This is a genomic window from Phyllobacterium trifolii (assembly GCF_014192095.1).
In the GTDB taxonomy this organism is placed as follows: domain Bacteria; phylum Pseudomonadota; class Alphaproteobacteria; order Rhizobiales; family Rhizobiaceae; genus Phyllobacterium; species Phyllobacterium trifolii.
In genome coordinates this window covers 14,601-27,504 of record NZ_JACHXN010000003.1, presented here as the reverse complement: position 1 = coordinate 27,504, position 12,904 = coordinate 14,601, and the positions used below count along the sequence as shown (strand labels likewise).

The window sequence follows — 12,904 nt, the reverse complement described above, 5'->3', positions numbered from 1 at the left end:
AATGTTTGCCTTTCAGCAGCGCTCACTAACAGCTATGAGGTTTTCTTGCGAGTAAATTCTGGACGATGAGCGCCGCGTGAACCAAAAAACTGATCCAATGAGTGTGGCCCTTGCCGAAGCGCATGACGCCGCGACGCGCAGCGAGGTGCCGATCGGTGCGGTCCTGGTCAAGGATGGGACAATCGTGGCGCAGGCGGGCAATCGCACGCGCGAGCTCAACGATCCAACAGCACATGCGGAAATCCTTGTTATCCGCGAAGCCTGTCAGATCCTTGATGACGAACGCCTCACCGGTTGCGATCTCTACGTGACGTTGGAGCCCTGCACCATGTGTGCGGCGGCGATTTCTTTCGCCCGTATAAGGAGGCTCTACTACGGCGCACAGGACATCAAAGGCGGCGGCGTGGAAAACGGTGCGCGGTTTTTTGCTCAGCCGACCTGCCACCATGCACCGGAGGTATATTCCGGCTTTCAGGAACAGGAAGTAGAAGTCATGCTCAAGGAGTTCTTTCGTACCAAAAGACTCTAGTTTTCCACCCTGATCTTCGCGGAAAAATCCATATCTGAGGCAGCATCCTGAGCTCGCTGGTTGATCGAAGCTGCTCTTATCGTCTCGTCCAATGGTCCGTGACGATCGATGGCGCCGATATCGTAAAGATAACCGGGCAAATAACCTGACAGAATGACCCGGTAATCGAGCGGCAATTCCGGAGTTATGGCACGGACCATGTCGAAAATTACCGTCGTGCAGTTGGCGGTTATCGTATTATAGAATTTTGCTGTGCTCGCCAGATGATTGGCGTTGTCGATATAGGACAGGAAGAGTGCCTGTCGCATCTCCGGCTTGAGATTGATGCGATAGCGATAAACGTCTTCCTTGCGGATATTGGTACGCAATCGAATGATATCGCGCTCGTCGGCGGCAATCATCGCCAGCTCGAATTCCTTGAAGAAACCTCCGATTTCCGAGAACGTTTCATGACGCTCCTTGCGGATCTCTGCGGAGAAAACAACATGGTCGCCATTGTTGAACCCGAAACTGACAAGCGTGTGGGCGATGGCGGGGTTCGACCAATAGGACAGGAACAGATCGACGGACTCCAGATCTTGAAGATCATAAGTTCGAACTTCCCAGCGCGGTGTGTAGTCAGCCGGCGTACGCCATTCAAAGTTGCGAATGTTGGATAGCGTTACAAAGTTGCCGTTGAGTGAGCCGGTGACGGTCTGCGCAACATCATCGGCCCAAATACGATTCAACGAGGGTGTGATGGTGCTCCACCAATAGCCGAGGCCAACCATGACCGGAACCAGCACAATAAGTGCGCGCCAGGCACGGCCCTTGAACTCTAGCCAAAGGACGGCGAAAGCGATCGCCGCCCAGAGCAACAGGCAACCAATATTACCGGCAATGCCAAACGGCAATTGATACCAGAGTGCAAACCCTCCCCACAGAAAGCCAATAAGCGTCAAAATTATAAGGATGATCAGGCCAAGAAATCGCAGAATGAACAATTGTTGCGGTCCTCGATGGGAAGATGGAAGCGACGCGCTCCCCTTGTAAACGAAAGCATCAATCGGTTCCACAATTCTCGTTGCTAGAATCGCACTGTCAGATCGGCTTTGACACCATGATCCTGCACTTCGCTGGCAATCTGCCCACGATAGGAAAAGCCAAATGTGGTGGTCGGCGCAAGATCAATGTCCAAACCCACCTCGACCAGCGCAGCATCCCGAGCGATCGGCAATGCCGATATCTCGAAGCTATCCATACCGGCAAATGCAAGCGACGATAACGGCGTGACATCGCCGTAGGCATGCCGCCAGCCTGCCATCCCCCGAAGCGTCGCCGTGGCATCGCCGAACAACAATTGCTTTGAGGCGCGCAATCCCAGCGTGGTAAATGTCACATCGGTGTCCGACGAAGCACCGGTTAACGCAGCCGAACCACCCTTTTCAGCGAAACTGTCAACATGCAGATTGGCATAGGACAGATTTGCGAAGGGCTCGAGAGCAATGCTTTTGACCTGAACTCCATAGCTCAATTCGCCAAAGACCTGTGCCGTTCCACCATCGTAGTTGGCAGACAGACGTTCCTGCGATCCTGTGAACTGGACCAGACGATTGGTGTCGATGGCATGCCACGTATAGCTTGCACCCGAGCGCAAGTTGAGAGTCCCAAACTGGGCACCGCCATAGATACCTAGATGATAATTATCGACATCGGCTGAAGCACCCAGGCCAGGTTCGTTGATGTGCGGCTGTAACCAGCCAACGCTCCGACGCGGACACTCTCACCAAACGGCACGTCGCCGCCAATGAGAAAGCCGCCGACGGACCGATCGAGACCAGGTACTTGGTCATTGCTGTTCCAATTCGCCCACGATCCAAACCCTTGCCCCCAAACGGCGAAGCGATCGCCTGTCCCTGCCTGGGGCTCAACACCGTCTGGCCCATAAGCCAGAACCGGAAAGGACGGCGCCGCGACGGCCTCGAATGCAGCGCGAAGCCGGTTGTTGGCCGCATCCCGGATGAAATGGCTGTCATCCAGCAACGCGCTCTTGAGGGACGCGTGGATTTCGCCGGGAAGCTGGGCGATCGTCAGTGGTGCGGTTGCCTTGTCCAATCCCAGCAATTTTCCAATGAGGGGATAGTCATCCGGGTTTGGATCCAGCGCGATGAAATCGTCGATGGATTTTGCGGCACGGCGTTGATTGGGTGTCTTCGCGATTTCGGCAAAGTCGATGTCGTTGCGGCGCAGGATCAGCATGACGTTGCTTGGATCATAGGTCAGGACGGGATCGAGGAACTGGAGGTTCGATGTCACGACGGCGAACTCGCTGCCGTTCAATCCGCCCGCAGCCGTTAGGATGGTATAGGCCGTACCGATACGCCAACTGCCGGCTGAAGCGATGACATCCACATGTGCGCCGCCCAGCGTTGCATTTCCGGAGACCAATGTCCTGTCGCTGCTGCCAGCCGGATCGACTTCGACCTGGTAGGTCGAACCTTGGTTGAACGAGAGATTGCCATTTACCTGTAGCGTACCTATGGAATTGCCCGGAGCCAGAAGACCACCGTCGTTAATTGACGTGGAGCCTACGGTGCCGGTTCCGCTCAACAGCCCGCTGTCTTGAACAGCGATCGTCCCGCCAAGTGTGCCATTGACGAACAGATTGCCCCTCGCAACATTGGTATTGCCAGTGAACCCGCTGCTGTCTCCTGTCTGAATCACGTTGCCTGAAAGCACATTGAATGTGCCCGGTCCACTCATGCGAGCAGTGAGATCATAATCCGTCACGGGATCGAGATTAAACGGCCGCTGCCTGCGCCGAAGGCGATGCTATCTGTTTGCAAAGCTCCACCTAGAACGTTTAGCGTGCCTGACGAACCAGGTTCGGAAGCGATGCTTATGACTGGGCTTGCAACTGTACCGCCGCTACCAAGGTTCAATGTTCCGGTACCGGAATTTCCAACGGTCAGTTCCGATGCGGCAGAAAGCGCAGCCCCAGCGCCCGCGACATTGGCAATGCCCGTGCCTGAGCCAGCCGCGATACCCTCTGCTGGTACCCCAGCCCCACCGCCAATATCAACCTTATCAAGACTTCGGACAGCGGCGCCGTCTAGCACAGAGAGCGAACCAGAACCGCCAAGTCCGACAAACAGGAAGCGGCCGGGATCGAGCACCGAATTCACACCGCGAACAGTGACTGTGCCGCTGCCTTCGGAGAATCGCGCTACAGCGACGACCGTATCGGTCGATACACGGCCACCTTCAATGATATCCAGAGAACCCACGCCTCGAAAGCCGACGCTTAGCCGGGATCCGGCCTCCCAAATTGAGCCCGCGCCGGCGACGCGGACCGAGCCCGAACCGCCGGCTTCTGATCCGATCGCCGTCGCTGCAGGACTGCCATTAAAATCCGCGCCGGCATCGAAGACTCTTGCACCATTCTCAATGACAAGAGACCCAGATCCCGCTCCGCCGATCACCATCTGATGGCCATAATCGAACGACGATCCCGCTCCTGTCACGAGAACGGTGCCAACAGAGGCAGTATTGCTCCCGATATCCGTCGTGAACCGAGTTATAGTCAGATCGTTACGCGAAAGAAACGCGACGCCACCATCGCGAATGACCAGTGAACCTTCGCCATCGATCCCACCGATAAGATCGCTGCCGACATCAAGAAAATATCCCACATCCCAAGGACTGGGCTGTGGGCCGGGGGCTGTCAGAATTCCGCTCGTGACCTGGCCGCTCGTCACGATTTGTTGTGCGACGCCCGGTTCCGCAGATAGGAGAGTAAACAAGGAAAAAAAGAACGTTGTCAGACCCGTGCGCAAGACACGAGTAGTTTTATCCCTCATCCTGACAACAATCATTCGAACACCCCCCAACGCCCCAAGGGTTTCGACTAGTGTCAGAAATAATAACACTTAAGTATTAGGGTGCGCAAATACCGTCTTAGTTGCAATTATTGTCGGTCTTGACGACCTTCGCGGTCGGTCACGGAATAGTGGCTCAACAATTGTGTGACCTTGCAGACTGCGCGCGCTCGGTGAATCTCTATTCCCAGGGAATGAGATTTTTCCAACTAAAGCCTTTGTCTTTTTTGGCAGCGGCTTTACGTTCCCGCTCTTTCTTGGCCTCGTCTTCACCCAGCTCATTGGCTGCAGCGGTTGGCGCCGGCGCACGGTATTCGAGTGGCGGCTCGCTCAGGTAACGACGCGTCGTTGGCGATCCGGCTGTTGACGCAAGCTTGCGAGCGCGAAAATCGGCGGCCGCACTGCTTTTCGATCCTTGATTGGCGGGCGACTTGTCGTTGAAGAACCCATATTCCGGCTTGCCTGCAGATTGCTTTGCAAGAGGCATGTCGTTCTCAACTTCAGGCGTAAAGTTCGGATTGTTCTGGTTGGCAGTCGCTGTGTCGCGTATGCGCTTGCGCCGCGCCTCGGGCGATTCCGGCCAGTTTGCGCTATCGGTGGTCACGACATCATTCTGCGGTGCCGGCAGTTGTGCTACCTTGCCCTCGGCCGGGCGGACGAGCTCGGGACGCGGGTTGTAAGCGATCTGGTTTTTCTTCTTGGATGATCCGAAGGAAGCCATGTTCGATACATCGTCAAGGAGCTGGCTGCCAGCAGTCTTGTCCGTACCATAGGTGGGCGACGACATGCAGCCGCCAAGGGCCAGTGACGCGACCAGTGCACCAAAAACCGTAATGCGTCCGTTCAAATCCATACTCGCTATTTCCAACCCATGTCTGGGCAGTTCTGACTGCCGATCAATTGTGCTTGATCTATGCCCTGCCTCTAAAATCAGGCAACTCAATGGCAAGCCTTTTATATGAGGCCAATTAGATTAAGCAAGTCTGTGCATGTTTTACAGAGGAATATGCGGATCACTTTATCCAGCAATCCGCATTTCTTCTCTAAACAGCTAGCTTTCCAAGTTTTTCCAGCTCGTGGAGAGCCTCGGCATCACGGGCTGAAACATCAGGAAATGCCGGGTCCAACCCGACATCGTGCGTATACCGCCACGAACGGGCACACTTCATGCCTGTCGCACGTTGAGATACAACTGCAACGCCCTTCACATCATCGGCGACAAACGCATCCGCAGGTGCTTTTTCGCTTTTTATCGTGATGTCGCTGGTGATGCAGATCTCGGCCATGTCCAGACCCTTCACCGCGGCAAGCAATTCCGGATCGGTAATGTAGACCACAGGCGCCGCCTCAAGGGACGAGCCGATGGTTTTCTTTGCCCTCTCCAGCTCGAGTGCTCCGGTTACAACACGGCGAACATCTTTCACCTTGCGCCATTTGGCAGCGAGTTCGTCGTTCTTCCATTCCTTTGGCGTTTCGCGGAACTGCTCAAGATGAACCGATACTGCGTCCTTGTGGAGGTCCAGCCAAGCCTCCTCCATCGTGAACGGCAGCATCGGGGCCAGCCATGTGACGATGCGGTCAAAGAGATAGCGCACGACTTGAAGCGAGGCTTTGCGTCTGATGCTCGATGGCGCATCGCAATAGAGCGAGTCCTTGCGGATATCGAAATAGAAAGCCGAGAGTTCAACATTCATGAAGTCGATAAGCGCGCGTGTGATACGCTTGAACTCGAAAGCGTCATAGCCCGCGCGCACGACCTCATCGAGTTCGGCGAGGCGATGCAGCATCAGCTTCTCGAGCTCCGGCATATCCTCATAGGCGATCTCGTCGCCCTTATCATGAGCAAGCGTGCCGAGCATCCAGCGGATCGTATTGCGCAATTTGCGATAGGCGTCGATATTGGTCTGGATGATGTTCTTGCCGAGACGCTGATCTTCCCAATAATCAGTCGTCATGACCCAAAGACGCAGGATATCCGCGCCGGAATCCTTGATTACGTCCTGTGGCGTCACCGTATTGCCGAGCGATTTCGACATCTTTCGCCCCTCTTCGTCCATGGTGAACCCATGGGTGACAAGGGTGTCGTATGGCGCGCGACCACGCGTACCGCAGCTCTCCAGCAGCGACGAGTGGAACCAGCCGCGGTGCTGGTCCGAACCTTCGAGATAGACATCGGCGGGCCATTTCAGGTCGGGCCGGTCCTCCAGCGTAAACACATGGGTTGAACCGGAATCGAACCAGACATCGAGAATATCGCGGACCTGCGTCCATGGCTCATTGGCCTTTTCACCAAGGAACCGCTCGCTCGCACCTTCGGCAAACCAGGCATCGGCGCCTTCCTGCTCGAAAGCTTCGAGGATGCGAGAATTGACGCCGTCGTCCTTCAGGACATTGCCGTTGTCGTCGGCGAAGACGCAGATCGGCACGCCCCAAGCTCGCTGGCGTGAGAGCACCCAGTCAGGGCGATCCTCGATCATCGCGCGCAAACGGTTCTGGCCGCCGGCGGGAACGAAACGGGTTTCGTCGATAGCGGCAAGCGCGCGCGAACGAAGCGTCGTCTGATCGCCGAGGTCCTTGTCCATGTAGACGAACCATTGCGGTGTATTGCGGAAGATCACCGGCTTCTTCGAGCGCCAGGAATGCGGATAGGAATGCTTCAGGCGGCCACGCGCGAACAATGCGTCGCGGGCAATGAGTTCGTCGATGACGGCCTTGTTGGCATCGCCCTTTTTGCCATTGTCATCGATAACGCGCGCGGCACCGCCTTCACGGTCGGGGCCGAAGCCCGGCGCGTCCTTTGTATAATAGCCGGCATCATCGACAGTGAACGGGATTGCCGAAGAAATGCCGCGAGCTTCAAGATCGCTGCGCGCATCCGTCCATGCATCGAAATCCTCGCGGCCATGACTGGGAGAGGTATGCACGAAACCTGTGCCGGCATCGTCGGTGACATGATCGCCGGGCAGCATGGGCACGGGAAATTCATATCCGCCGCCAAGGCCTTTAAAGGGATGAGCAAGCGTGATCGCTGCAAGTTCATCAGCCGAAACCGTCCGGACACGCTTGAAGGTCAGCTTGGCTTTCGTTGCCGATTCTTCGGCAAGGGCATCTGCAAAGATCAGCTTTTCACCTGGACGGGGACCGAAATCATTCTCCGCAGACCCAACCTCGTACAGCCCATACGCAACGCGCGGCGAATAGCTCACTGCTCGGTTGCCGGGGATTGTCCAAGGCGTAGTGGTCCAGATGACGACTGACGTAGGCAATAAATCCTGAGGCCCTTCAGCAACAGGAAACTTCACCCAGATCGTATCGCTTTCGATGTCAGCGTATTCGACCTCCGCTTCGGCGAGCGCCGTCCGCTCGACCACCGACCACATGACCGGCTTGGAGCCGCGATAGAGCTGGCCGGACATGGCGAATTTCAATAACTCACCGGCGATGCGGCTTTCCGCATGGAAGGCCATCGTCGTGTAGGGGTTTTCGAAATCGCCTTCGATGCCGAGGCGCTTGAACTCCGCCGACTGGACTTTGATCCAGTGCGTGGCGAACTCACGGCATTCCTTGCGGAATTCGTTGATCGGCACGTCGTCCTTGTCCTTGCCCTTGGCGCGGTACTGCTCCTCGATCTTCCATTCGATCGGCAGGCCGTGGCAGTCCCAGCCGGGCACATAATTGGAGTCATAGCCGCGCATCTGGAACGAGCGGGTGATGACGTCCTTGAGGATCTTGTTCAGAGCGTGGCCGATATGGATGTTGCCATTGGCATAGGGGGGACCATCATGCAGGACATAGAGCGGACGCCCATTCGCGTCTTCGCGTAGCTTTTTATAGAGGTTCATCTCCTGCCAGCGTGCGACGAATTCCGGTTCCTTGGCAGGCAGCCCGGCGCGCATCGGAAAGTCCGTCTGCGGCAGATAGAGTGTTTTCGAATAGTCGAGTGTCGTGGACGTATCAGTCATTTTACCAGCTTGTGATGGGGCCCGCGCGTTATCGCAGCGGGCAAGATTCGAAGAAATCATATTAGAGCGCAAAGGCGCCGCCCCGGACCTTCCGCACCGCAAAGCCGAAGCTTCAGGAACGCGGCAAGGCCGGGCCAGTAATTCGTATCGCCTGAATAGGTATGGACTGCGCGCCAGTCCAGCAAACGGTTTTCATGCCGCGCTTTTAGCAATCACCGCTCATAGAATAAAGAGGGAGGCGCAATAAACTTCGCGTGCGCCGCCTCAACCGCTTAAAGCGCGAAGTCGAAGCGGTAGGTTGCCTGCACGCCCAGTGTCGCCTGATTGGCCGAACCGCGCTCCCTGACAAGGCTTGAATCTGCCGCTGGTCCCATCAACCGGCTATATTCGGCATAGGCGCTCGTGGTTATCTTGTCGGTGGTCTGCCAAGTGATTTGACCGCCGACGCCAAGCGATTTCAGGCCACCGCCCGGCGAATACCGTGCGAGGCCCGATGCCGCTGACTCACTGGCAGTCACGCCATAATATTCCTCGAAATAGTCTTTGGAGGCAACGGTTGCACGCGGACCCGCAGACACGCGCACTGTCGGTGTTATGTCCTTGAAAGCATCGATGGCAAAATCGGCAACGACGCCGTCATGAGCGCCGATACCGCGCCGCACCTCGACCCGGCCGCGAATATTGTCTGTCGGATAGAATTCTGCAAAGCCACCGAGCTCGAATCCCCAGTCGACATCGTGAAGGCCTTTGAGATCGTCAGAGTCACCACGGTCGCGTCCGGTAATCAGTTTACCGGTGAGACCAGCCCGGAAAACGCCTGTGTCGATGAAACCGAGGGAGGCATTGTCGTTGAGCGAAGAAAAACGAACCGACTTACCTGCACGGCCAAGGGAGATAACCGGGGCAGCGCTGAGCATATAGTCCTTGGCGCCTTCATACTTTGGAGCAACGAAGCCTTTGGCACCAAGCGTCAGATACCAGTCACCCGACCACCAATGATCCCCGCGCGTGCTACTGGTTGGCTGGCTGTCCGGATAATACTCATCAGCAAAAACTGCAGTTGATCCCGCAAAAAACAGTGCGCTCGAGAGAGCGCCAATCAGGCGAATAGACATGAAATCACTCCGGAACCCTGCCTGGGAGGTGGCAAGTTATCTGGCGAAACTACCGAAAGATAGATAAAATTGGCTTTATTGTCTTGGTAAACAATTTACCAATTCAATCGAAGTTGATCGTCTGGTCGAGCGCCGACAATGGCCGCACACCCTGCAGCAAGGCCCGCGATTCCTCTTCATCACGCTTAATTTGCTGCATCATCGGTTCCAGGCCGTCGAATTTTTCCTCGCCACGCAGATAACCAAAGAATGATACAGCGCAGGTTTCACCATAGAGATCGCCGTTGAAATCGAAGACATAAGTTTCGAGCAGCGGTTCACCATCTGTGTCGACTGTCGGTCGCCGGCCGAAGCTGGCAACGCCATCGTAGAGTGTGCCGTCCGCCCTGCGGAAGCGCACGGCATAGATGCCATGTTTCAGATGTGTTTCCGGCGGCAAAACCATGTTGGCTGTCGGAAATCCAATGGTGCGGCCCAGCTGTTTGCCGCGAATGACCTCGGCCCGGATACGGTGGCGATAACCGAGTAGACCCGCAGCCTCTACCACCTCCCCTTCGCCGAACAGCTCGCGAATCCGGCTTGATGAGATCGCGTGACCGCCCTCATCGCGGAAGGCATCAACCAGAGTGACGTGAAAGCCACGCTTTTCGCCGGCATCCATCAGAAAGGCGGGTCCGCCCTGACGGTTCTTGCCGAAATGAAAATCAAAACCAGTAACGATGCGGCTCGCTGCCAGCCCGCCGACCAGTATCCGGTCTACAAATACGTCCGCAGTCAGCTGCGAAAACTCGCGGGTGAAATGGCACTCGACCACTGCATCAAAGCCCAATGCTTCGAGAATGGAGGCTTTTTCGGCGGCCGGGGTCAAGCGGTCGACCGGCTGGTCCGGTACAAACACGCTGCGCGGATGCGGCTCGAAAGTCAGCACGAGGGAAGGCTTTCCCGCCGCCCGCGCTGCCTCCAGCGCTCGTTCCAGCACGGCTTGGTGACCGCGATGCACACCATCAAAATTGCCAATCGCGACCACGGCATCTTTGAGGTGCCCGGGCAAATGGTTTGGATCGCTCAGACGCAGGATCGACATGAACTTTAGCCTCAGGCCAACATGGGCATCGTGGCCACAGGATTGCTGCCGTGCTTCGCCAGAAATGCAAGCAGTTTCTCAAGGTCTTGAACACCGCCCATGACGTAGTCTCCAGCGTGGATACCACCGGAAATATAAAGAGCATCGATCCCGAAAAGGTCGGCGCCCTTGATATCGGTCAGCATACCATCGCCGATAGCGAGGACGCGTGCGGGGTCGACCGACTCGCCGCGCACTTCCGCAGCGGCAGCGACAGCGGCCTCGTAGATTGGGCGATGCGGCTTGCCAGCAATCAAGGTGCGGCCACCAAGCTGGCTGTAATCACGGGCAAGCGCTCCGGCACACCATATGAGGCGGTCGCCGCGCTCGACGACAATATCCGGATTGGCGCAAATGAACGGCAGATCACGCGATCGGAATCGAGTCAGCATTTCGGCATAATCTTCCGGTGTTTCCGTCTCATCGTCAAAGAATCCGGTACACACGACGACGTCTGCCTCGCGTTCCTCGACAAGTTCGACGTCCAACCCTTCATACAGCGTTTCATCGCGCTCAGGCCCAAGATGCAAGACGGGGCGCGGCGCATTGCGGATCAATTCGCGCGTCACGTCCCCCGATGTGACAATGCGATCGTACGAAGATTCGGGCACGCCAAGCGCGTGTATCTGCTGCGCGACGCTGTCGAAACGGCGCGGTGCATTGGTTATAAGGACGACCGTCAGACCGGCAACCCGCGCACGGGAAAGAGCTGCCGACGCGGAAGCAAACGAATCCACGCCATTATGCAGAACGCCCCAGACATCGCACAGGAGTACATCGTAACGATCCATCAATTCGTCGAGACGCTGCAAATGTATCATATCGGTCATGCCGATCCTTTCCGAGAACGCAAAGCCCGACATCGCTTACCCGATTGCATGAAATGTGTCACCCATGATCATCTGCGATTGTTTCGCGTCCAAATATTGACAGCATACATATGAACAATTATTGATATGTTTGTTATCACTAGGGCAAGCCATGTCACATTCACACGAAGGCCACGACCACGCACCGAAGATCACGGTGGATAATCAGCGCAAAGTGTTGATCGCGTTTTTCATTACATTCGCCTTCATGATTGTCGAAGTTATCGGCGGTCTATTGTCCGGTTCGCTGGCGCTGATCGCCGATGCTGGCCATATGGTGACCGATGCCGCTGCGCTGGCTCTGTCCTATGCGGCATTCCATTTCGGCAAGCGTGCAGCGGACGAGCGGCGCACATTCGGTTATTTGCGTTTTGAAGTCATTGCCGGGCTGATGAACGCCATAGCGCTCTTCGCTATCCTCATCTGGATTACCATCGAGGCTGTCGATCGCTTCCGCAACCCCGGTGAAGTACTGGCAGGGCCGATGCTGATCGTGGCGACGATCGGGCTGGTCATCAATATAGCTGTATTCTGGATCCTTACGCGCGGTGACAGCGAGCACGTCAATATCAAGGGTGCAATCCTGCATGTGCTGGGCGATCTGCTTGGTTCCGTCGGGACAATCATCGCCGCTATCGTCATCTATTATACGGACTGGACGCCGATAGACCCCATCCTCTCTGTCTTCGTCTGCCTGCTTATCCTGCGCAGTGCCTGGGCATTGCTGCGAAATTCAATGCATATTCTTCTTGAAGGTGCGCCGGCGAACGCCTCGCCTGAAGAAATCGAGCAGCACTTGAAACAGGCGATCCCCGGTCTCGCCAATGTGCGTCATGTACATGTCTGGATGATCACGTCGGGTAAGGCGCTTTGTACCTTACACGTGTTGCCCGCGCCGGATGCTGATCCAAGGCTGCTGGTCAAACGGGTCGAGATCGAGCTTAGGACGAAATTCGACATCGAACATTCGACCATCGCCATCGACTGGCCGGATACGGCGCCGGAGGATTGCTGCCTTGGCATAGAGCCAGGCGGCGATCACGAAGAACATGAACACGCGGATCACGACCATGCGGAGCATGACCATCGTCACGAGGGCCATAAGCATTGAACAAGCTGGCGATCCCATCACAACTCGATACGACGATCCTTGCAGAGACGTTTCGGTTGCTCGGCGACCCGACGCGGCTGCGCATCCTGTTCTTCTGCCTCGACGAGCCGAGATCAGTCGGTGATATAGCGACGAGCCTCGATCTGTCGCAATCGCTGGTAAGCCACCATTTGCGCCTGTTGCGCGGTGCACGGCTGGTACGCGGCAACCGGCAGGCCAAGCAGATTTTCTATGAGCTCGCCGACAAGCATGTCAGCGACATGCTTGTCGATATGGCGCATCACGTTTGTGAAGAGAGCGGCGAGGATTGACGCTGCTCTTTTGGGCACTTCTACTCA

At 56.3% G+C, this 12,904-nt stretch carries 12 protein-coding genes; 3 read left to right on the top strand and 9 right to left on the bottom strand.

The genetic code is table 11. From position 1 onward, the window contains the following. Positions 1–97 precede the first annotated feature (97 nt). Positions 98–529, top strand: coding sequence for a nucleoside deaminase (locus tag FHS21_RS05135; protein WP_210283391.1), 432 nt, complete (start codon positions 98–100; stop codon positions 527–529). Here FHS21_RS05135 and FHS21_RS05130 read toward each other — a convergent pair. From FHS21_RS05130 to FHS21_RS05090, 9 genes are all read right to left on the bottom strand, one after another. Further along, entirely contained in the window at positions 526–1,512 is a 987-nt protein-coding gene (locus FHS21_RS05130) for an Lnb N-terminal periplasmic domain-containing protein (protein WP_112525972.1), read from the bottom strand. The genes FHS21_RS05135 and FHS21_RS05130 overlap by 4 nt on opposite strands. An 83-nt stretch (positions 1,513–1,595) precedes the next feature. Then, positions 1,596–2,198, bottom strand: coding sequence for an autotransporter outer membrane beta-barrel domain-containing protein (locus tag FHS21_RS31450; RefSeq protein ID WP_376772068.1), 603 nt, complete (start codon positions 2,196–2,198; stop codon positions 1,596–1,598). A 2-nt stretch (positions 2,199–2,200) separates the two neighbouring features. Then, on the bottom strand, positions 2,201–3,298 hold the full coding sequence (locus FHS21_RS31445) for an autotransporter outer membrane beta-barrel domain-containing protein (protein WP_210283350.1): 1,098 nt from the start codon (positions 3,296–3,298) through the stop codon (positions 2,201–2,203). Continuing rightward, positions 3,295–4,383 carry a hypothetical protein gene (locus tag FHS21_RS05115; protein WP_210283348.1) on the bottom strand — a complete coding sequence of 363 codons (1,089 nt, stop codon included), beginning with the start codon at positions 4,381–4,383 and terminating at the stop codon, positions 3,295–3,297. Before FHS21_RS05115 ends, FHS21_RS31445 begins: the two co-directional genes overlap by 4 nt. Before the next feature lie 184 nt (positions 4,384–4,567). After that, positions 4,568–5,239 (bottom strand): hypothetical protein, encoded by a 672-nt coding sequence (locus tag FHS21_RS05110; RefSeq protein ID WP_112551480.1) that lies wholly within the window; start codon positions 5,237–5,239, stop codon positions 4,568–4,570. Between the two features lie 190 nt (positions 5,240–5,429). Further along, the gene (gene ileS, locus FHS21_RS05105) at positions 5,430–8,348 is read right to left on the bottom strand and encodes an isoleucine--tRNA ligase (protein WP_112551497.1); all 2,919 of its coding nucleotides are present in this window, start codon (positions 8,346–8,348) and stop codon (positions 5,430–5,432) included. Positions 8,349–8,620: 272 nt separating this feature from the next. After that, positions 8,621–9,463, bottom strand: coding sequence for a MipA/OmpV family protein (locus FHS21_RS05100; protein ID WP_112525978.1), 843 nt, complete (start codon positions 9,461–9,463; stop codon positions 8,621–8,623). A gap of 103 nt (positions 9,464–9,566) precedes the next feature. Beyond that, complete coding sequence (locus tag FHS21_RS05095; RefSeq protein ID WP_183661164.1) at positions 9,567–10,547, bottom strand: bifunctional riboflavin kinase/FAD synthetase; 981 nt, start codon at positions 10,545–10,547, stop codon at positions 9,567–9,569. A gap of 11 nt (positions 10,548–10,558) precedes the next feature. Next, positions 10,559–11,407 (bottom strand): TIGR01459 family HAD-type hydrolase, encoded by an 849-nt coding sequence (locus FHS21_RS05090; RefSeq protein ID WP_112551496.1) that lies wholly within the window; start codon positions 11,405–11,407, stop codon positions 10,559–10,561. Between the two features lie 160 nt (positions 11,408–11,567). On the opposite strand from FHS21_RS05090, the gene FHS21_RS05085 reads away from it, so the two are divergent. Both FHS21_RS05085 and FHS21_RS05080 read left to right on the top strand, forming a co-directional pair. Further along, positions 11,568–12,566, top strand: a complete 999-nt coding sequence (locus tag FHS21_RS05085; RefSeq protein ID WP_112551478.1) for a cation diffusion facilitator family transporter — start codon at positions 11,568–11,570, stop codon at positions 12,564–12,566. Next, on the top strand, positions 12,563–12,877 hold the full coding sequence (locus FHS21_RS05080) for an ArsR/SmtB family transcription factor (RefSeq protein WP_112525984.1): 315 nt from the start codon (positions 12,563–12,565) through the stop codon (positions 12,875–12,877). Before FHS21_RS05085 ends, FHS21_RS05080 begins: the two co-directional genes overlap by 4 nt. Positions 12,878–12,904: the final 27 nt, after the last annotated feature.

Excerpts from the sequence above, each read along its gene's own strand:
- FHS21_RS05085 (WP_112551478.1), top strand. The coding sequence starts at position 11,568 with ATGTCACATTCACACGAAGGCCACGACCACGCACCGAAGATCACGGTG.
- FHS21_RS05095 (WP_183661164.1), bottom strand. The coding sequence starts at position 10,547 with ATGTCGATCCTGCGTCTGAGCGATCCAAACCATTTGCCCGGGCACCTC.
- FHS21_RS05100 (WP_112525978.1), bottom strand. The coding sequence starts at position 9,463 with ATGTCTATTCGCCTGATTGGCGCTCTCTCGAGCGCACTGTTTTTTGCG.
- FHS21_RS05135 (WP_210283391.1), top strand. The coding sequence starts at position 98 with ATGAGTGTGGCCCTTGCCGAAGCGCATGACGCCGCGACGCGCAGCGAG.
- ileS (WP_112551497.1), bottom strand. The coding sequence starts at position 8,348 with ATGACTGATACGTCCACGACACTCGACTATTCGAAAACACTCTATCTG.
- FHS21_RS05110 (WP_112551480.1), bottom strand. The coding sequence starts at position 5,239 with ATGGATTTGAACGGACGCATTACGGTTTTTGGTGCACTGGTCGCGTCA.
- FHS21_RS05115 (WP_210283348.1), bottom strand. The coding sequence starts at position 4,383 with ATGATTGTTGTCAGGATGAGGGATAAAACTACTCGTGTCTTGCGCACG.
- FHS21_RS05090 (WP_112551496.1), bottom strand. The coding sequence starts at position 11,407 with ATGATACATTTGCAGCGTCTCGACGAATTGATGGATCGTTACGATGTA.